This is a genomic window from Flavobacterium chryseum (assembly GCF_004362015.1).
Lineage (GTDB): Bacteria > Bacteroidota > Bacteroidia > Flavobacteriales > Flavobacteriaceae > Flavobacterium.
In genome coordinates this window covers 507,660-527,457 of sequence record NZ_SNWW01000001.1, presented here as the reverse complement: position 1 = coordinate 527,457, position 19,798 = coordinate 507,660, and the positions used below count along the sequence as shown (strand labels likewise).

At 33.8% G+C, this 19,798-nt stretch carries 18 protein-coding genes and 1 pseudogene; 13 read left to right on the top strand and 6 right to left on the bottom strand.

All coding sequences use genetic code 11. The annotated features are described in order from the left end of the window. Positions 1–202: 202 nt before the first annotated feature. Entirely contained in the window at positions 203–757 is a 555-nt protein-coding gene (locus EV143_RS02220) for a cysteine hydrolase family protein (RefSeq protein ID WP_133506354.1), read from the top strand. Here the strand turns inward: EV143_RS02220 and EV143_RS02215 are convergent. From EV143_RS02215 to EV143_RS21405, 4 genes are all read right to left on the bottom strand, one after another. Beyond that, positions 754–2,307, bottom strand: a complete 1,554-nt coding sequence (locus tag EV143_RS02215) for a patatin-like phospholipase family protein (protein ID WP_166638100.1) — start codon at positions 2,305–2,307, stop codon at positions 754–756. The genes EV143_RS02220 and EV143_RS02215 overlap by 4 nt on opposite strands. Before the next feature lie 27 nt (positions 2,308–2,334). Beyond that, positions 2,335–2,901, bottom strand: coding sequence for a hypothetical protein (locus EV143_RS02210; RefSeq protein ID WP_133506352.1), 567 nt, complete (start codon positions 2,899–2,901; stop codon positions 2,335–2,337). Positions 2,902–3,112: 211 nt separating this feature from the next. After that, positions 3,113–3,655: a DMP19 family protein gene (locus tag EV143_RS02205; RefSeq protein WP_133506351.1), complete on the bottom strand. Its 543-nt coding sequence runs from the start codon at positions 3,653–3,655 to the stop codon at positions 3,113–3,115. A 68-nt stretch (positions 3,656–3,723) separates the two neighbouring features. Continuing rightward, positions 3,724–3,894, bottom strand: a complete 171-nt coding sequence (locus tag EV143_RS21405; RefSeq protein WP_166638099.1) for a hypothetical protein — start codon at positions 3,892–3,894, stop codon at positions 3,724–3,726. Positions 3,895–4,202: 308 nt separating this feature from the next. On the opposite strand from EV143_RS21405, the gene EV143_RS02200 reads away from it, so the two are divergent. Continuing rightward, entirely contained in the window at positions 4,203–5,105 is a 903-nt protein-coding gene (locus EV143_RS02200) for a PhzF family phenazine biosynthesis protein (RefSeq protein WP_133506350.1), read from the top strand. A gap of 52 nt (positions 5,106–5,157) precedes the next feature. Here EV143_RS02200 and EV143_RS02195 read toward each other — a convergent pair whose 3' ends face one another. Then, positions 5,158–5,385: a CDGSH iron-sulfur domain-containing protein gene (locus EV143_RS02195; protein ID WP_115844953.1), complete on the bottom strand. Its 228-nt coding sequence runs from the start codon at positions 5,383–5,385 to the stop codon at positions 5,158–5,160. Positions 5,386–5,789: 404 nt separating this feature from the next. Here EV143_RS02195 and metG point away from each other — a divergent pair, with 404 nt between their 5' ends. From metG to EV143_RS02150, 8 genes and pseudogenes are all read left to right on the top strand, one after another. Continuing rightward, the gene (gene metG, locus EV143_RS02190; RefSeq protein WP_133506349.1) at positions 5,790–7,847 is read left to right on the top strand and encodes a methionine--tRNA ligase; all 2,058 of its coding nucleotides are present in this window, start codon (positions 5,790–5,792) and stop codon (positions 7,845–7,847) included. Between the two features lie 81 nt (positions 7,848–7,928). Then, positions 7,929–8,817, top strand: a pseudogene (locus EV143_RS02185) (DMT family transporter). A gap of 205 nt (positions 8,818–9,022) precedes the next feature. Further along, a complete protein-coding gene (locus EV143_RS02180) occupies positions 9,023–9,730 on the top strand; it encodes an HAD family hydrolase (RefSeq protein WP_133506348.1) in 708 nt (235 codons plus the stop codon). Next, positions 9,730–10,359, top strand: a complete 630-nt coding sequence (locus tag EV143_RS02175) for a chloramphenicol acetyltransferase (RefSeq protein ID WP_133506347.1) — start codon at positions 9,730–9,732, stop codon at positions 10,357–10,359. The genes EV143_RS02180 and EV143_RS02175 overlap by 1 nt, the downstream gene beginning before the upstream one ends. 106 nt (positions 10,360–10,465) lie before the next feature. Next, positions 10,466–11,608, top strand: a complete 1,143-nt coding sequence (locus EV143_RS02170; protein WP_133506346.1) for an OmpA family protein — start codon at positions 10,466–10,468, stop codon at positions 11,606–11,608. A gap of 168 nt (positions 11,609–11,776) precedes the next feature. Beyond that, positions 11,777–13,228 carry a hypothetical protein gene (locus EV143_RS02165; RefSeq protein ID WP_133506345.1) on the top strand — a complete coding sequence of 484 codons (1,452 nt, stop codon included), beginning with the start codon at positions 11,777–11,779 and terminating at the stop codon, positions 13,226–13,228. Between the two features lie 92 nt (positions 13,229–13,320). Then, the gene (locus EV143_RS02160; RefSeq protein WP_133506344.1) at positions 13,321–13,839 is read left to right on the top strand and encodes a ferritin; all 519 of its coding nucleotides are present in this window, start codon (positions 13,321–13,323) and stop codon (positions 13,837–13,839) included. A 356-nt stretch (positions 13,840–14,195) separates the two neighbouring features. Next, on the top strand, positions 14,196–14,888 hold the full coding sequence (locus EV143_RS02150; protein ID WP_133506342.1) for a DUF2461 domain-containing protein: 693 nt from the start codon (positions 14,196–14,198) through the stop codon (positions 14,886–14,888). Between the two features lie 79 nt (positions 14,889–14,967). Here the strand turns inward: EV143_RS02150 and EV143_RS02145 are convergent, their stop codons facing one another. Beyond that, the gene (locus EV143_RS02145) at positions 14,968–15,270 is read right to left on the bottom strand and encodes a single-stranded DNA-binding protein (protein WP_243739783.1); all 303 of its coding nucleotides are present in this window, start codon (positions 15,268–15,270) and stop codon (positions 14,968–14,970) included. Between the two features lie 206 nt (positions 15,271–15,476). On the opposite strand from EV143_RS02145, the gene EV143_RS02140 reads away from it, so the two are divergent. Genes EV143_RS02140 through EV143_RS02130 form a run of 3 tightly spaced genes read left to right on the top strand, consistent with a single transcriptional unit; the run spans position 15,477 to position 19,751 of the window. Then, entirely contained in the window at positions 15,477–17,006 is a 1,530-nt protein-coding gene (locus EV143_RS02140) for a carbon-nitrogen hydrolase family protein (protein ID WP_133506341.1), read from the top strand. Then, positions 17,003–17,350, top strand: a complete 348-nt coding sequence (locus EV143_RS02135; RefSeq protein ID WP_133506340.1) for a hypothetical protein — start codon at positions 17,003–17,005, stop codon at positions 17,348–17,350. Before EV143_RS02140 ends, EV143_RS02135 begins: the two co-directional genes overlap by 4 nt. 10 nt (positions 17,351–17,360) lie before the next feature. Then, entirely contained in the window at positions 17,361–19,751 is a 2,391-nt protein-coding gene (locus tag EV143_RS02130) for a M28 family peptidase (protein ID WP_133506339.1), read from the top strand. Positions 19,752–19,798 lie beyond the last annotated feature (47 nt).

Sequence of the window (19,798 nt, the reverse complement as noted above, 5' to 3'; positions counted from 1 at the left end):
AGTCTAAAAGTTATTCCGGGTTTATTCCGCAAAGATTGGAAAGATTGCACAGAGATGCACAAAGTTATTTTTAAATCGAGCTTTTTGAAACTTAGTGAAATCTTTGGGTGCCCTTGTGGAATTTATTCTTAAAAGACTTGAATTAATTGAAGAAGTGATTTTATTGTTTTAAATTTATTTATAGAAATTCAAAACACGCAAAATGACTCAAAATACAGCTTTACTTGTAATGGACATGCAACCGGCAATATTAGCCAACCTTCCGGATTCTGATGCTCTTGTAAAAAATGTAGCCAAAGCCATAACCGTTGCAAGAAGTAAAAACATTCTGATTATTTATGCAACGCTTGGTTTCAAAAACGGAGCTTCGGAAATCAGCACAAACAACAAAACTTTTGCATCAACAAGAGAACATATAAATGCCATTAATTTTGAGGAATTTACAAAAATTTATCCTGCTTTAACTCCACAGGAAAATGATATACATGTTATAAAGCGTCGCATAAGTGCCTTTACGGGAAGTGCATTAGATGTTGTTTTAAGATCGAAAGACATTAAACATCTTGTACTTACGGGTTATGCTACAAGTGGAATTGTTTTATCAACTTTGACAGAAGCCGCTGACAAAGATTTTAAAATCACTGTTTTGTCTGACGGATGTGCAGATCGTGACGAAGAAGTGCATCGTGTTCTTACAACAAAAGTTTTTCTTCGTTCTGCAGATGTACTTACCATCGAAGAATGGAATAATTCTTAAAACTGTTTATGTTCTACCAATAATTCCTTCAATTCATTGGTTTTTAAAAATGAAGCCAGACGTCCGGACAATAATAACATTTCTCTTTCTTCGGGGTTTATTCTAAGTCTGGTTTCAACGTGAGAGGTAAATTCATATAAAACTAATATTTGTGAAGCACTGAATTCATTGAATTTATCTCTATTTAGCGATGATAAAATGATTTCGCCATTTTTATCTTTTTTAAAGCTCAGTTCTCCGAATTTATCTATAAGTTCAATCTTAAATTTGTTATAGATTTTTAACCAGCTTTCATAATCATCATCTGAGTTTTTTAATTCTGCGACTGCAATTTCGTACGCTCCGTTTTTTTTCATTTTAAGCAAATAATCGCGCAATGTTGTAAAACCAATAACCTGATAATTAGAAGTTGGGATTTTATATCGATCCAGTAAATTTTCGACATCTCTTTCAAAAGTCATATATCGGGTTTGAACGGTGTACAAAGACGCGGTTTCTAACAATGTAATTAGTTTAATTTTTTCGTCGTTTATGTATGGTTCTTTTTTTCCTTGTCCCAAACAATCGATAAAAAGCGCTTTTTTATTTTTATTATCCACTTTTGAATCATTAGACAACAATTCAATTAAGGTTTTATAGCCTGTATTGTCTGAAGCGCCTCCATCTATAATGCACAATATTTTACTTTGATTTTTAACTCCGAATTTTACTTTAGGAAGTACACCAGGAAAAGCAGAACTTGCTGTAATGGCATAGGTAAGCGGAAAATTATAACCGTCATTTATTTTATTTTCATTTAATGGAATAATAGCTTTATTGGGCGCTAAAGATGAATTTAAATTTAAACCTTTTATAATGTGCGGCATAAACGGAATACGTTCACCGTTATTGTAAGCGGTTCCGTTGGCGACCATAATAGGCAGATAAGGTTGGCTTTTACTTTCTTTCGGAACAAAAAAATCTGACAGAAGCATTTGGGTTTTAAATTTATCAGGATTTTCAGGATTCAAAATATCATATTGCAAAACTTCAGAATCGAGTCGTTGCGTCATTGATATTTTATCTCCTTTTTCATTCCGGCTATTATTGAGAAGTGATAAAATATTAGCCGATTTATCGACGTAATCTTTGTAAGCGTCAGCTTTAGAAAAGTAAAACTCGTTGAAGGTACAGTTATCATAATAAAGCTTGTTTTTCAGGATTGTCAGATAATATCCTGCCGAATAACAACCTCCGGAAACGGTGGAAAAATAATCGATTTCACTTAAAAAATTGCGTTGTAAATTATTTTCCTGAATTTCTTCAAGCCCCAAAAGAACACCCATACTAAAAAACTGCGCTCGTGAACCGCCGCCCGAAATTCCGATTCCCAATGCAATGTTTGGATTTTGATATTTCGAATCACGCTCCTGAACCGATTTATATTCGCTTAAGGATACTGAGGGAATGGAGTTATAATTGATTTCTGAAAACAGATTGATTTTATTCTGAGAAAATCCGTTTAAGAAGACAAAAAACAAGCATAACACTTGAAGCTTTTTAATTTTCATTTTTAGACATTTAATTAGTGTCATTATTTATTCAACATTGAATAATCTTAAAATATACGAGAGTTCGTAAACGATAAAAACTATCACCAAAAAAGAATGAAAAGTTTTATTGTTGATTTTTATCGCTGCTAAACACAATATAATATGACTTATAATCCTAACGTAATATTCGGTTTGATTGTATAAAAAATAATCGCCACCTTTAATGGCAGTGTCAATTAAATCAGCGCCAAAGCTTATGGCCAAAACAGCAAAAAACCATTTTTTTCGGGAATAAAAATAATCTTCATAGCCTGAATAATCTACTAAATCATCCGGATAAAGGATGGCGCACAACAAATAGAAAATGAGAATATAACAAATTATGAAAAAATAATCGGCAAAGTACCATTCCTGAATTAATTTCAGATTAAACTCCCACCACCAAAAATGTATAATCAGCAAAAAAACATAAAACACCCAAAGCGAGTGTACAAAATAGATTTTTTTCCGCCCCGGATGCTGAATAAAAATTACAGATCCTCTGATGAGATGCGTTAAACTCAAACCCAGAATGATTCCGATAATTGATTTAATATGAGTAAACTCTTCCATAAATAACAGCTTTATTTATCAGAACTAAAATTAACTCAATTAATTCAAAAAGAAGTCTTTGCGAATATAATTATTTCACAAAGATGCTCAAAGATGACACAGAAATTCACCTTAGCTTTGCGTGACTTCGACTTCGCTCAGTCAGACAATGCGTATGTAAAAACTTAGCGAATCTTTGCGTAAAACTTAGCGTGCTTTGCGGTAAAATAACCTAGGCTCGCTTAATTTCATGTCCCACATATTCTTCTAAAGTTGCAAACATATCGTCTACCGAAAGCACTTCAAAGTCAGGGTGGTTTTTTAGGAAATTGGCATTTAGCGTAATTAAGTTTTCTTCAATTTCGTAAAATGTATCGTTGTTAAGCAAATCGCGAGTTGGGTTTACGCCTTCTAATTTTCCACTTAAAAACTTATTCAGCTTTACGCTGCTCATTAATTTTACTTTTTTGCTTTGTTGTTGAAACAATTCTACATGTTTTTCGGCACCAATTAAAGCTAAGCCTTCTTCGATTAATTCGTTTAGTTCTTTGTTCCAGCCGGATTTGTGAACGAATTGTGCAAAATTTCCTTCGGTATATTGCGACCAGTAATAATCAAGATAATAACTCATCAAAGCATCTTCATGAATAAATTCGTCATCGACACCTTCCTCGCGCATTAAATTGATTACCGAAATATTTGAGTGAATGACATCCTGAAGATTTTCACTATTCATTGCCGTTTCTGAAACTAATATTCTACCAAATTCCTCCATTTTGTTTTGTATTGAGATTGTTTTGCAAAGTTGAGGGAAATTAAAAGAGAAAAAAAATACAATTTGATTTAAATAGCATCAGATTCGTCACTATTCTTTTTTTCATTCATTTTTGCAACCAAAGCTTTCAAGCGTAAGGCACGTTCCTTTTTTTCTTCCTGAAGTTTGGCCTTTTTCCGATTTAGCAATTTGGTATGCAAAGCCTTGTTTTTGGTGTTTTTTTCGGGTCCTTTTGCCATGGTTGCTCTTCTTTAATTTACGTTTACAAATATAATAAACTGAGCGTAAGCAGAAACTGCAAATTTACGCAATCAGGAATAACTTAACACATAATCGCTTAATGGTGATTTATACCCTACTTAATTCAGTTTTTTTAATATTAATTATTGGTTTGTAATTTGGTAATCAAAAAGTAAACAAAGTTCAGTTTTTCTTGCTTCTTTTTGTAGTACTTTTATGGTTTATAAGAGCAATAGCAAACTTATTATAAATGATTATCAAAAGTGATAAAACTTATTTTCACCAATAGCCTTTAAAAAAACCAACAATGGAACAAAGAACAGCATTAGAATACTACGTTTTAGATGTATTTTCAAACGAAAGCTATAAAGGAAATCCGCTTTCTGTGGTTTTTACCGATGGAAATCTAAAACTAGAAACCTATCAGGACATTTCTAAAGAATTTGGCTATTCTGAAACCTCTTTTGTTTATTATTCCACAAGAGATAAAGCACTAATGGTTCGTTCGTTTACCCCAACCGGAATCGAAATCGACGGCGCAGGACATAATTTATTAGGCGCAGTATGTGGTGCTCTACTAAAAGGAATTCCAATTTTTGACGAACAAAATGAAAGTGAGCCTTTTGTCATCATGAAACATTCAGCAATTCCGTTAACTGTAAGTTTTGACCCCGTTACTTTTTATCCTGTTGTTCAAATGCATCAAAAATCGGCAATCATTAAACAAGAAATTCCAACTTATAGAATTGCAGTAGCTCTCGGTTTAAAAATTGAAGATTTAGATGTGAATGCTTTTGTTCCAACAATAGTTAAAACAGAAGTTGCACACACAATGGTTCCCATAAAAAACAGTCAATTACTCAATAGCTGTGTTCCAGATAACCAACTTTTAATCGAAATCTCAAAAGAATATAATTTTGAAGGTTTTTATTGTTTCACTATTGCTGATGAAAACCAAGAACATATAGTCGAAACAAGATTTTTTAACCCTATAATCGGAATATATGAAGATCCCGCGACAGGAACGGCTGCAGGTCCATTAATTGGATTTTTAACACAAAAGAAATTCACTAAATCAGATAAAGAATATAAAATTCTTCAGGGAGTAAAGTTAAAACAGCCTTCACTGATTGAAGTTATGAATCGTGAAGAAGATATTTTAGTAGGCGGTTCTTCTATTATAACAATGAAAGGAGAACTTTATATATAAACAAAAAGCTGCATCTCGAAAAATGCAGCTTTTTTGTGTTTTAAAACGATTCCTAATTCGTTTTCATTGGCGGTAAATCAAACGCGATAGAATCATGTTCGAAATTATTTCTGTGTCCACCATCACAAAAAGGTTTGTTTGCAGATAATCCACAACGGCAAAGACCCAATGCAGATCTTCCTTGTAGCCCGTAAACTGTTCCTTCAGCATCCATGATTTCGAAATCGCCTTCTATTTTTATAGATCCGTTTTTATTGATGATTAATTTTGTTTTGCTCATAAAATTGTCTTTGTTTTTTCAGGACAAAGATTGCAAAATATATTCTGAAGATTTTAGTTAAGATGCTAGTTTAAACTGGTTCTATTTAGTTTTACCACAGAGATTTGCTAAGGTTTTTATTTTTTGAATAACAAAGAGGAAGATTAGCAAAGTTTTCTCATTTTATGTCATTTCGAGGAACGAGAAATCTCCGCAAGTAACTCGCCAAAGATTGGCGACTTTAGGAATGGAGTTTCTTGCGGAGATTTCTCGTTCCTCGAAATGACAAACTGTAAGATTATCGTTGACTTTAAATTAAACTTTGCGTCTCTGCACGTAGTGAGATTAAAAAATCTCTGTGAATCTCTGCGTAATAACAAAATCTCAATTCTATTGCTTATTTTTGCACTCAATAAAATTGAGTTATGATACAAAATCCAAAGAGATATACTATTACGGCAGCTTTACCTTATACCAACGGACCTATTCACATTGGCCATTTGGCGGGGGTTTACGTGCCTGCAGATATTTATTCGAGATATTTACGTTTACAGGGAAAAGACGTTGCGTTTATTTGCGGAAGCGATGAGCACGGCGTTGCAATTTCGATGAAAGCCAAAAAAGAAGGAATTACACCACAAGAAGTTATTGATAAATACGACGGAATTATTCGAAAATCATTCGCTGATTTCGGAATTTCGTTTGATAATTATTCTCGAACTTCGGCTAAAATTCATCATGATACGGCTCAGGAATTCTTTAAAAAACTATATGATAACGGTGATTTTATTGAAGAAGTTACGGAACAATTATATGATGCAAAAGCTGACCAGTTTTTGGCTGATCGTTTTGTTGTGGGAACTTGCCCAAGATGTGGCAATGAAGGAGCTTACGGAGATCAATGTGAAAATTGCGGATCGACTCTAAATGCTACGGATTTGATTAATCCAAAATCGACAATTACTGGAGAAACTCCAATTTTAAAAGCAACAAAACACTGGTTTTTACCTTTAGACCGATATACAGATTTCTTAACAGAATGGATTTTAGTTGGACATAAAAGCGACTGGAAACCGAATGTTTACGGACAAGTTAAATCATGGGTTGATGGCGGACTTGAACCTCGTGCGGTAACACGTGATCTGGATTGGGGAATTGATGTTCCGGTTGAAGGTGCCGAAGGAAAAAAATTATATGTTTGGTTTGATGCTCCTATCGGGTATATCTCATCTACAAAAGAATGGGCTTTGCGCGAAGGAAAAGACTGGGAACCGTATTGGAAAGACGAAGACACCAAATTGGTTCATTTTATTGGAAAAGACAATATTGTTTTTCACTGTATCATTTTCCCTGCGATGTTAAAAGCCGAAGGAAGCTATATTTTACCTGATAACGTTCCTGCAAATGAGTTTTTAAATTTGGAAGGAAACAAACTTTCGACTTCAAAAAACTGGGCAGTTTGGCTGCACGAATATTTAGAAGAATTTCCGGAGAAACAAGACGTTTTGCGTTATGCATTGACGGCTAATGCACCTGAAACTCAAGATAACGACTTTACATGGAAGAGTTTTCAATCTAGAAATAACAATGAATTAGTTGCTGTTTTTGGGAATTTCATTAACCGTGTTATCGTTTTAACGAACAAATATTACGATGGTTTTATTCCGAAACCGAATGAATTATCAGAAGTTGACGAAAATACTTTAGCCGAATTAAAAGCATATCCAGCCGTGATTTCAAGTTCGGTTGAACGTTATAGATTCCGTGAAGCTTTAGGCGAATTGATGAATGTTGCCCGTTTAGGAAACAAATATCTTGCTGACGAAGAGCCTTGGAAAGTAATGAAAGACAATCCGGAGCGCGTAAAAACTCAAATGTATGTGGCATTGCAAATTGCTGCTGCTTTGAGCGTTTTGGCTGAACCATTTTTACCTTTTACTGCGGCTAAATTGTCAGGAATATTGAAAAATGAAGGTAAGTTGAAATGGAATGATGTTGCTGAGAATTCAGAATTAATTCCCGACGGACACCAAATTGGCGAAGCAGAATTGCTTTTCGCAAAAATAGAAGACGAAGAAATACAAAAACAAATAGATAAATTGGAAGCTACAAAAACCGCTAATATCGCTGAAAACAAAAAAGCAGAACCTCAAAAAGATTTAATTCAATATGAGGATTTCGCCAAAATGGATTTACGCGTAGGAACCATCATTGAAGCTGAAAAAATGCCAAAAGCCAACAAACTTTTGGTGCTTAAAATTGATACCGGAATTGATGTTCGCACAATAGTTTCAGGAATTGCAGAAAGCTTTTCGCCAGAAGAAATCATTGGTAAACGCGTTACAGTATTGGCAAACTTAGCTCCAAGAGCCTTACGCGGCGTTGAAAGCCAGGGAATGATTTTAATGACAACAAATGCAGAAGGAAAATTGGTTTTTGTAAACCCGGATACTGATGCGCCAAATGGCGAGACGATAAACTAAGTTTTTATAAGATTATAAAATGGCGTGAATCGATTAAATATTTTAATTGATTCACGCTTTTTGTTTTAAATACATATCCAAATGAAACTCACCAAACCAAGATTAGCCTTAATCTGCGGGATACTTTGTATTTCGATTTTTCCGATATTGGTTAAATTGAAACTAGCACCAGGATTAATCTCGGCTTTTTATCGAATGTTTTTTGCTGTGACTTTGCTGTTGCCTTATGTGCTTTTGAGTAAAAATTTTAAGCTTCCAACATTTAAAATTTGCATTACTAGCAGCACTTTGCGGTATTTTATTTGCTTCAGATGTTGCCGTTTGGAATATCGCCATTCAGGATTCAAGCGCGACTCAGGCTTCGTTGCTTACAAATTTATCTCCGCTTTGGGTTGGAATTGGTTCTTTTGTGTTTTTGAAATCAAAACCGGCAACTAATTTTTGGATCGGAACGGTTGTGTCCTTATTCGGAATGGTGACTTTGGTTGGTTTTAGCTTTTTTATGGAGTTGAATTTCAATCAGGCCTTTCTGTTTGCGGTTTTATCCGGAATATTATATTCTATTTATCTTTTGGTGAGCAAAAATGTACTTTCACAAGTTGATGTTTTATCGTTTATGACCATTAGTTTATTGGCGTCAAGTATTTATTTAGGAATACTTTGTTATGCTTTAAACGAACCTTTTACAGGATTTTCAAATACGGGTTGGTTTGTACTTTTACTTCAGGCGGTAATTTGTCAATTGTGTGCCTGGCTTTCAATTAGCTACGCCACACAGCACATGCGCGCGACCAGAGTTTCATTAAGTTTGTTGAGTCAGGCTGTAATTACTTCAATATTAGCTTGGTTGTTTTTAGAAGAACAAATAACTTTACAAATGGTTTTCGGCGGAATCATTTTGCTTTTCGGAATTAGAATAACTTTTTACGATAAAACGATTTCTTTTAAAAAGCTGTCTGCTAATAATTAAGAACTGGAACGCGATGACACAGATTTAAACGGATTAATGCACATTTTTTTATTTTCTTGCGAAGAAGATTCACGCAGATTTGGCAGATTGAGCAGATATTTTTAAATCTTTGAAATCATTATAATCTGTGGCAAAAAAATTTGTGCCAATTCGTGCAATTCGTGGCAAAAAACCTGAACAAAAAAACACTTGAAACAAAAACATTATGTTACATAAAAGCAAAATACCAAATTTAAAAGTAATCGCATTTGATGCTGATGATACACTGTTTGTAAACGAACCTTACTTTCAGGAAACGGAACATAAATTTTGCGCCTTGATGGAAGATTATCTTTCACAGCAGGGAATTTCGCAGGAATTATTTAAAATTGAAATTGCAAATTTGCCTCTGTATGGATACGGAATTAAAGGCTACATTCTTTCGATGATTGAAGCTGCGATGAACATTTCAAACAATACAATTCCCGTTGAAGTGATTCAGAAAATTATTCAATACGGAAAAGAATTACTAGAAAAACCAATCGAACTTCTTGACGGAATCGAAGAAACTTTACAGGCTTTGCAAGGTAATTATAAATTGGTTGTGGCTACAAAAGGCGACTTAAAAGACCAGCACAGCAAATTGCACCGTTCCGGTTTGGGACATTATTTTCATCATATCGAAGTGATGTCAGACAAACAGGAAATTGATTACGAGAAATTATTAGGCCGTTTAGACATTCAGGCTCATGAATTTTTAATGATTGGGAATTCATTAAAATCTGATGTATTACCTGTTTTAGGAATTGGCGGTTACGCTGTACACATTCCGTTTCACACCACTTGGGAGCATGAAAAAATCAGCCATAAAGTAGAGCATGAACATTTTAGTTCATTCGAAAAAATTACCGAAGTCGTTCATAACTTACTATAATGAAAACACTTTTAGATTTAGAAAACTGGAATAGAAAAGAACATTTTAAGCATTTCAGACAAATGGAAGAGCCTTTTTTTGGCGCGACCGTTCAAATTGATTGTACAAAAGCGTATCAAACTGCAAAAAGTTTAAAAGCTTCTTTTTTCATCTATTATTTACATAAGACTTTGGTTGCTGTAAATTCTATTGAAAATTTTAAGTACAGAATTTCAGAAGACAAAATTTACATTAACGATCGTGTGGATGCTTCTGCAACAATTGGGCGCGAAGATGGGACTTTCGGATTTTCATTAATCGAATACAACCCTGATTTTAAAGTTTTCGAACAAAATGCTTTAGCAGAAATCGAAAGAATTCAAAATACCACCGGACTTTTCACAAGATCATTTGATGATGATAATGTGATACATTTCTCTGCAATTCCGTGGTTGAATTTTACTTCGCTTTCGCACGCCAGAAGTTATACTTATCCGGATAGCTGCCCTAAAATTTCTTTCGGCAAGATGATAACTTCAGAAACCGGACAAAGAACCATCGCAATGTCAGTTCACGTACATCATGGTTTAATGGACGGATTACATATGGGTAAATTTGTAGATTTTTTTCAGGATTTAATGAACGATTAGCCGCTAATTTACTTTTGCCCTATTCTGTGGCAATAATAACTTTTAGTGGGTGACTATTCTTACAAATAATTGTTGGTTTGGGGAAAATTTTAAAACTCAAATAACAATGAAAAAAATTCTAATTGTTTTGGCTTGCGCGCTAGGTTTAACCCATGCACAAGCACAAACAGAAACAGAAAAAAAAGCTTCGGATTACAATAAATGGTCTGTCGAATTAAGTGGTGGGGTTAACAAACCTCAAAGACCTTTCTCAGCAAGTAATTATTACACCTCTTTTCCTAGTCCATTTGTAGTTGATTTAGGTGCAAGGTATATGTTTAACAACAAGTTTGGTTTAAAAGCTGATGTTGGATACAACCATTTTATAGATGGCGGTAATTCAGCAAATTTTGACTCAAAATATTACAGAGCTGATTTACAAGCTGTAGCGAACTTAGGAAGAATCATGAACTTTGAAACCTGGACTAAAACAATTGGTTTATTAGCGCATACAGGTTTTGGTTTATCAAGATTAGAGAACAGTGATAATCACATTAAAGACAAAATGGGTAATTTTATTGCTGGAGTTACCGGACAAATAAGATTGACTGACAGAATTGCTTTAACTGGTGATTTTACTACAATTCTTAATTCTAACCAAAATGCTACATTTGACGGCGTTCCTGTTGAGTATGAAAGTGGATTTTCAGGAGTTCTTTTTAACGGAACAATTGGTTTAAATGTTTATTTAGGGAAAAACACAAAACATGCTGACTGGGTTGTACTATCACAAGATAGCGCAGATCTTTCTGGATTAGAAAGCAAAATTGCTGATCTTGAAGCACAAATTAAAAAAATTCCGGAAAAACAAGTAATTGTAGAAAAACAAATTAACAATACTCAAGCCGTAAGCGACAAGGATATTGTTAAAGAAATGATTAATGATAAATACTATAGTGTTTATTTTGATTTTAATAAAGCTACTCCAATAGAAAATTCTACAGCTGCGATTGATGCTGTTTTAACTTACTTAAGAAAAAACCCTTCTGCTAATCTTGATATTATTGGTTATGCAGATCAGGTTGGAAGTTCTGAGTACAATGAGAAATTATCTAAAGCAAGAGCAAACAATGTTAAAACCATTTTTGAAAAAGCCGGAATTGCATCTTCAAGATTAAACGTTGTACCTGCAGGAGCTGACACATCTATTCAAAAAGATTCAGAAGAAGCTAGAAGAATAGCCAGAAGAGTTACTTTTAAAATAAGATAATTAGTATTCAATAATAGAATAATCAGGCCCCGAAGAAAATTTCTTCGGGGCTTTTTTTATGCCTTTTATTAAGAAATCAAATGTTTGAATTGCGGTATAAAAACTTCCAAGGCTCTTACTTACATTTTATTTAATTAAATTTGGAATAATATTTGCGCCTAAAAAGTCATGAAAAATTTACTCCTCTTTTTTCTTATATTCTCAAAATCAATATTGTTTGGTCAGACAATACTAAACTCTTTTCCGTTAAACCTAAATAACCCATTAGAAAACGGTCAAATTTTAAATGTTGAAGATGTAAAAACGCATGATGTATATGCTTTTGCCACAGACGATAAAAACATTACTATCTTAAAGTATAATAAATCGCTTTTCCTGACAAATCAATTTACTGACTCGATACGAATTGCTGAAAATAGAACTTTAATGGGACACAGTCTTAGTGAAGATGGAAATCCGACACTTTACTGGGGTTCAGATAATTTAAAAAACATAAAAATCATCAAATATTATCTGGACACTAAGAACTCTAAAACATTAAATTTTGATTTTCCTCAAAACGATGATTACATTATAAGCACATTTCAAAAAAACAATAGCTTTTATGTTCTTGCAAAAGAAAAAAGAGAACAGCATCTTCTTCTTTATGAATTCAAAAATGGAAATTGTGAAATAAAAATGTTCGATTTTTCAGGCTTCAACTTTCAAAATGAAAAGGGTCAAAACTTTACATTGAGTACACTTATTAAATATTATCCCATTCATAAAATGGAGTCAAATGATTTTAATCCTTTAGACAAAACCACCAGCATCAACAAGATGTATGTATTGGAAGACCGTATTATTCTGACATTGGATTATAGCGCAAAAAAAACACAGGTTTTTGATCTTAATATGGAAACTCTTGTTGTTACGGAGAAAAACTTTAATCAGCCTGTTTCTAAAAAAGCTTCTCAAAATTCGAATTCCTTTTACAGCGAAAATCAATTGTTTCAGGTAAAGGCCAACAAAGACGAATTCTTATTTGATTTAAAAGATTTTGATTCCGGAAAAACATTAAAAAGTATTTCTTTTTCAAAAAACGACACAATACGATTTAAAAATTCTCCTTTCTTTCTTCAAACAAGCAATAATAAACCTCAGGAATTAAAAACCACTTCCAAATTTCTGAGTCATTTATCAGACTTAAGTGTGGGCGTTTCTGTTTTAAAAAACAAGAAAAATAATTTTATCACGTTTGGTGGATATGTAGAATATGTAGCCTTTAGTATCGATTATGGGCAAAATGATTTCTTTAATGATGGCAACGGGCAATCACAATATACGCGAACCAAAACTGTTTCTTTTGATGCTGTTTTGAATCCTGATCTTGAATTTGTAAACCAGCAATCAGAACCTTTAGCTATCGATAACATTTTCTATTTCCTGAGTATTACTAAAAATGTGTCGCTTGAAAACATTCTTAAGCTAAAAGATTATTCTATTTTAGGTTATTATGATTTGGTTTCTAAACAATTTATCATGCGTAAATTTACAGATGGTTTTATAAGAGAAGGCAACGGAAATCCGATTATGAATAAAGCACAATTCTCGAAACCTTTTCGTTTTGAAAAGTCTTAAGTTTATTGAGAATTAATCCAAATGCCTAAGTTTCACATTTTGAAAAAAACGGATTGGATTATTTTTTTTAACTTTACAAAAAAGACACACTTATGTTATCGAAAAATATTGAAGCAGCTTTAAACAAACAAATTCGCATAGAGGCAGAATCTTCGCAAACCTACCTTTCTATGGCTTGTTGGGCTGAAGTACACGGATTAGAAGGAATAGCTCAATTCATGTATACACAATCAGACGAAGAGCGTGCACATATGCTTAAACTTGTTAAGTATATAAACGAACGCGGAGGTCACGCTCAAATTACAGATCTAAAAGCGCCTAAAACATCCTATTCTACTTTTAAAGAAATGTTTGAAGCCCTTTACAGCCATGAAATTTTTGTTTCAGAGTCTATTAATGAATTGGTTCACATCACTTTTGAAGAAAAGGATTATGCAACTCACAATTTCTTACAATGGTATGTGGCAGAACAAATCGAAGAAGAAGCAACCGCTAAATCTATTCTGGATAAAATCAACTTAATTGGAGATGACAAAGGCGGGCTTTACTTGTTTGATCGTGATATTCAGCAATTAACAGTTACAAGCTCAATCGCAATCAATCCAAAATAAAAAAGTTAAAGTTTATTTAGAATACTTAAAGATAACTTTATTCTTTTATATTTGCCTCTGTTTTATAATTCAGAGGAAAATTGAGCAAGCAAGAGAAAGACAAGGACAAGAAAAAGGATAAAAAGAAAAAGAAGAACAAAGCTATCCTTGATAAAATTAAGAAGATCGAAAACTGCAAGTCATCTTGCTGTGAGAAATTCAAAAAGAGCGAAAAGAAACGTTGCTCCCGTTGTCCTATGTTCGACTTAATAAAAAAAACTGCTTAAATAAATATACACAAACCCACCAAGAAATCTGGTGGGTTTTTAGTTTAAATTACAGCCGTCTTCTGATTTTAAAAAGACCAAATTTTAATTATGGAAAACAATATTACTATACCCAAATCCAGTCTTGATTTTTTACTACAACTCAAAGAAAACAATAACAAACCCTGGTTTGATGCAAATAAGCCAAGATACTTAACCGAATTAAATCATATTGAAACTTTTGCAGGTGCATTGCTTCAGGAACTATCCAAAACGGATGTCTTAGAAACTACTTCAGGCAAAAAGAGCGTTTACCGAATTTATCGTGACATTCGTTTTTCTAAAGACAAAACTCCTTTTAAAACTTTTTGGGGAGGAAGCTTTACCAGAGCAACAAAAGAAAGACGTGGCGGCTACTATTTTCATCTGGAAAAAGGAAACAGCTTTTTCGGCGGAGGTTTTTGGGGACCAAACGCTGCAGATTTAAAACGCATAAGAAGCGAATTTGATCAGGATCCTGAACCATTTCAAAAAATATTGAATTCGAAATCTTTTGTAAATACTTTCGGCACTTTACAAGGCGAACAGCTTAAAACATCACCAAAAGGTTTTGATGCAAACCACAAAGCCATTGATTTACTTCGCTACAAACAGTTTTTGATCATTAAACGTTTTACCGATGATGAAGTTTTAAGTCCACTTTTTTTAGAACAGGCTTTGGAAACATGCAAAAACATGAGACCTTTTTTTGATTATATGAGCGAAGTACTTACAACGGATATAAATGGCGCTTCTGTTTTATAATTGTTTTAAGCAAAGTTAAATCCGAGAGGTTTTATCCCGAGGCTTCGGGATAAAACCTCTCGGATTTAAATATCACAAACTATTTACTCAAAAGTAAAATTTCATTTACAACAACTTCTGTTACATATCTTTTTTCACCGTTTTTGTCATCGTAACTTCTGTGTGTTAACTTTCCTTCAATGGCAACTTCTTTTCCTTTTGCCACAAATTTCTCGATAATTTCAGCTGTTTTTCCCCAGGCAGTAACTCGGTGCCATTCCGTTTGTTGTACTTTTTCGCCTTTGTCATTTTTATAACTGTCGTTTGTTGCAATCGTTAAATGTGCGAGTTTTTTTCCGTTTTCTAATGTTTTAATTTCCGGATCGTTTCCAACGTTACCAATTAATTATACTCTGTTTTTCATTGCATTCATGGCGTATAGTATTTTAATGTTTATATAACTGAATTCGTTTATCAAATTCAACGGTGCAAAGATGTGGGACATCACTAAAATTAATCGGTTACGAAGTATTTACTTTCGGTTGTAACTATTTGTAACCGTTTGTAAATGGAAATTTTTTTTGTATATTTAACAGAAATCTTAATTAAATGCAAACAAAAATCAATAAAGTCGAATTGCGAAATCTAGAATTTGACGACTATCAACAATTGAAAAACTCAATGGTTGAGTCTTATCCTGAAATGGCCAATTCTTACTGGAGATCTAACGATATTAAAAAACTACTTTCTATATTTCCTGAAGGTCAATTAGTTATATTAGTCGATGGCATCGTTGTAGGATCTGCACTGTCATTAATTCTTGATGAAAAACTAGTAGACAAAAGACATAATTACAGACAAATCATCGGCGATTATACTTTTTCAACCCACAATCCAGATGGGGAAATTTTGTACGGTATAGACGTTTTTATCCACCCGCACTATCGCGGTTTGCGTTTAGGCCGACGTTTATATGATGCCCGAAAAGAACTTTGTGAACAATTAAACTTAAAAGCCATTGTTTTTGCAGGAAGAATTCCGAATTATTCTCAACATTCAAAAAAGATGACGCCAAGAGTGTATATCGACAAAGTAAAACATAAAGAATTGCACGATCCCGTACTTTCGTTTCAGTTAAGCAATGATTTTCACGTTCTGCGAATCATCAAAAATTATCTTGAAGGCGATGAGGAATCTAAAGAATTTGCCGTTTTATTAGAATGGAATAATGTTTATTATGATGAAAGTCCAAAACTTATCAATCTTGAAAAAAGCGTTATTCGTCTGGGATTAATTCAATGGCAAATGCGTCAATTGAATAATGTAGAAGAGTTTTTCGAGCAATCAGAGTTTTTTATTGATGTTGTTTCCGGTTATGGAGCTGATTTTGCTCTGTTTCCTGAACTTTTCATTGCGCCTTTAATGGCCGATTATAATCATTTATCTGAAGCTGAAGCGATTCGTGAACTTGCCCGCTATTCTGACCCAATCAGAAAACGCTTTCAGGAATTAGCTATTTCGTATAATATCAATATTATTACCGGAAGTATGCCTTATATAGACAACGGTAATTTGTATAATGTTGGATTTTTGTGTAAAAGGGATGGAACTTCAGAAATGTATACCAAAATTCACGTAACACCAAATGAAGTACAGCATTGGGGAATGAAAGGCGGTTCTGAATTTAAAACCTTTGATACTGATTGTGGTAAAATCGGAATCCTGATTTGTTATGATGTTGAGTTTCCGGAGCTTTCAAGAATTCTGGCCAACGAAGGAATGAATATCTTATTTGTTCCGTTTTTAACAGATACTCAAAATGCGTATACCCGTGTAAAACACTGTTCGCAGGCACGTGCGATAGAAAACGAATGTTATGTTGCCATTGCAGGCTGCGTTGGAAATTTACCAAAAGTGAATAATATGGATATTCAGTATGCGCAGGCTTCTGTGTTTACGCCTTCAGATTTTGCTTTTCCGAGCAATGGTATAAAAGCCGAAGCAACTCCAAATACAGAAATGACGCTGATTGTCGATGTCGATTTGAATTTACTAAAACAGCTGCACGAACATGGAAGTGTTCGAATTTTAAAAGACAGAAGAACTGATTTATATGAAATTAAAAAGCTCAATACATGAAAACATGTCTCGAATGCGCTGAAAAAATTGTAGGTCGAGAAGATAAAAAGTTTTGTTCAGACAGCTGTCGCAATGCCTATAACAACAAGATAAATAAGGACAGTACTAATTTCATGCGAAATGTAAACAACAAATTACGAAAAAATTACCGTATTTTGTCTGAATTAAACACAGAGGGAAAGTCAAAGGCAACGAGGGATAAAATGGTAAATAAGGGTTTTGATTTTGATTTTTTTACCAATATTTTGCAGACCAAAACAGGAAATACCTACTATTTCTTGTACGACCAGGGATATCGCTCGCTGGACAATGATTATTTTATGCTCGTAAAAAAAGAAATTTAGTAAATATCATATGAAAAAAAATCCTACTTCCATTCTTGCGTTTTTATGCATTTTGGCAATTTTGGGCATTATATATGCCACAATGATGCCTCAATGGGTTTCAAAAAACGAAGAAGCCCTGGCGGAATTCTCAACTGAAAGAGCCCTCAATCAAGTTGCGATCATTTCCCAGAAACCCCATTATGTTGGCTCAACCAATCATGAGTTAGTAGCCAATTATCTGAAACTTGAACTGAACCGGATTGGTTTAGAAACTTCGATTCAGGAAGGTTTTACACTAAACGACAAAGGCCTTTTAGTAAAATCTAAAAATATTCTGGCCCGAATAAAAGGAACCAACAATTCAAAAGCACTATTACTGCTTTCGCATTACGATAGCGCCCCGCATTCTTTTTCTAAAGGCGCCAGCGACGACGCATCCGGAGTTGCTACTATTCTGGAAGGCATTCGTGCTTTTTTATATGCTAAAGAATCTCACAAAAACGACATTATAATTCTTTTCTCAGATGCTGAAGAATTAGGATTAAACGGAGCAGCCCTTTTCGTGAATCAGCATCCGTGGGCAAAAGACGTAGGTTTGGTTTTAAATTTTGAAGCCAGAGGTTCTTCAGGTCCTAGTTATATGTTGATGGAAACCAATAAAGGAAATGAAGCTCTTGTAAAAGAATTCTCTAATGCAAAAGCAAAATATCCGGTTTCGAATTCGCTGATGTACAGTATTTACAAAATGTTACCTAATGATACTGATTTAACCGTGTTTAGAGAACAAGGCAACATTCAGGGATTCAATTTCGCTTTTATCGACGGTCATTACAATTATCACACGCAGCAAGACGATATTCAGCATTTAAACAAAACTACACTCACCCATCAAGGCGCTTATTTGATGCCTTTATTAAAATATTTTTCTAATATTGATCTAAACTCTACTCAAACTACTCAGGACAACGTTTACTTTAGCGTTCCTTTCGGATTTATTAATTATCCTTTTGCGTGGGTTTTTCCAATGACTGTTATTGCTTTAGGATTGTTAATTCTTTTTATTTTTATTGGAAAAGCAAAACGTGTTATCACTTTTAGAGAAATATTCAGAGGATTTGTTCCGCTTTTAGGATCTTTACTTATTGCCGGATTAGTTACATTTTTAGGATGGAAAATTCTTTTAGAAGCTTATCCGCAATACAATGATTTACTCAACGGATTTACGTATAATGGCCATGCTTATATTGGTGCTTTTGTTACGTTAAGTATTGCAATTTGTTTTGCTTTTTACCATCATTTTTCTGAAGGAAAAATTACAATGAATCATTTTGTAGCGCCTTTGCTACTTTGGATTGTTATTAATGCCTTTTTAGCGAATAGTTTAACTGGCGCCGGTTTCTTAATTATTCCGGTTTATTTCGGAATTCTATTGTTCGGAATCTTCGTCATTACGCAACATTATAGTTTAGGCTTAAATCTGCTATTCAGTATTCCTGCATTGGCAATTGTTGCGCCTTTTATAGTAATGTTTCCTGTTGGATTAGGTTTAAAAATACTTTACGGAAGTGCGGTCCTTACTGTTTTACTTTTTGGATTATTGCTCCCGTTATTTGGTTCGTTTATTAGAAAAAGCGCATGGACCATTTTCTTCTTTATTATTTCGATTGGCTTTTTTGTATATGCCGGTTATCATTCTGGTTATCAGCGTGGAGAAGCAAAATCAAACAGTTTATTATACGTTTATAATGCAGATAACGATTCGGCAGTCTGGACTACTTATGACACTAACTTAGATGACTGGACGAAAACTTATCTCGGAAACACTAATCAAAAAGCCGTTGGCTTAAATAGTCTTCCTATTGCCAGCAAGTACAATTCAACTTTTACCTATAGCGCCATTGCGCCTAAAGTTGCGGTGCCAAAACCGACAATTGAATTCATAAAAGACAGTGTTATTGGAAATAACAGATATCTAAAAATAAGAATTACGCCAAACCGAAAAGTAAACCGTTACGATATTTTTGCAAATCCAAAAATGACGTTTTACAACTTCAAAGCAAATGGTGTTTCGACTTCAGGAGCAAAAGGAAATCGTTTAGAACGAGACGACATAAAAATATTATGTTATTATGTTGTGGGCAATGAACCGTTGGTTTTAGACTTTTACATCAACAAATCTTCTGTTTTTGATATGGATTTGATTGAAAGTTCATTCGATTTAATGACCAATCCCCTATTCCAGATTAAACCAAGAAGCGACTGGATGATGCCAACACCTTTTGTTTTGAACGATGCCGTTTTAATTCAGCAAAAAATAAAAAGATATACTGCGCCTTTGGCTCCTATTGAAACTGCACCAATAAAAGATAGCGTTGTCGTTGCAAAAGACACTTTAATACCAGTTGTTAAACCAGAATAAACAACTACACCAATATCAAAAAGGGCAAACTAATTAAAGTTTGCCCT

Coding starts and splice junctions, on each gene's coding strand:
- EV143_RS02135 (WP_133506340.1), top strand. CDS start 17,003: ATGAAAACATGTCTCGAATGCGCTGAAAAAATTGTAGGTCGAGAAGAT.
- EV143_RS21405 (WP_166638099.1), bottom strand. CDS start 3,894: ATGGCAAAAGGACCCGAAAAAAACACCAAAAACAAGGCTTTGCATACC.
- EV143_RS02180 (WP_133506348.1), top strand. CDS start 9,023: ATGTTACATAAAAGCAAAATACCAAATTTAAAAGTAATCGCATTTGAT.
- EV143_RS02175 (WP_133506347.1), top strand. CDS start 9,730: ATGAAAACACTTTTAGATTTAGAAAACTGGAATAGAAAAGAACATTTT.
- EV143_RS02165 (WP_133506345.1), top strand. CDS start 11,777: ATGAAAAATTTACTCCTCTTTTTTCTTATATTCTCAAAATCAATATTG.
- EV143_RS02170 (WP_133506346.1), top strand. CDS start 10,466: ATGAAAAAAATTCTAATTGTTTTGGCTTGCGCGCTAGGTTTAACCCAT.
- EV143_RS02205 (WP_133506351.1), bottom strand. CDS start 3,655: ATGGAGGAATTTGGTAGAATATTAGTTTCAGAAACGGCAATGAATAGT.
- metG (WP_133506349.1), top strand. CDS start 5,790: ATGATACAAAATCCAAAGAGATATACTATTACGGCAGCTTTACCTTAT.
- EV143_RS02210 (WP_133506352.1), bottom strand. CDS start 2,901: ATGGAAGAGTTTACTCATATTAAATCAATTATCGGAATCATTCTGGGT.
- EV143_RS02220 (WP_133506354.1), top strand. CDS start 203: ATGACTCAAAATACAGCTTTACTTGTAATGGACATGCAACCGGCAATA.
- EV143_RS02160 (WP_133506344.1), top strand. CDS start 13,321: ATGTTATCGAAAAATATTGAAGCAGCTTTAAACAAACAAATTCGCATA.
- EV143_RS02140 (WP_133506341.1), top strand. CDS start 15,477: ATGCAAACAAAAATCAATAAAGTCGAATTGCGAAATCTAGAATTTGAC.
- EV143_RS02215 (WP_166638100.1), bottom strand. CDS start 2,307: ATGAAAATTAAAAAGCTTCAAGTGTTATGCTTGTTTTTTGTCTTCTTA.
- EV143_RS02130 (WP_133506339.1), top strand. CDS start 17,361: ATGAAAAAAAATCCTACTTCCATTCTTGCGTTTTTATGCATTTTGGCA.
- EV143_RS02195 (WP_115844953.1), bottom strand. CDS start 5,385: ATGAGCAAAACAAAATTAATCATCAATAAAAACGGATCTATAAAAATA.
- EV143_RS02200 (WP_133506350.1), top strand. CDS start 4,203: ATGGAACAAAGAACAGCATTAGAATACTACGTTTTAGATGTATTTTCA.
- EV143_RS02150 (WP_133506342.1), top strand. CDS start 14,196: ATGGAAAACAATATTACTATACCCAAATCCAGTCTTGATTTTTTACTA.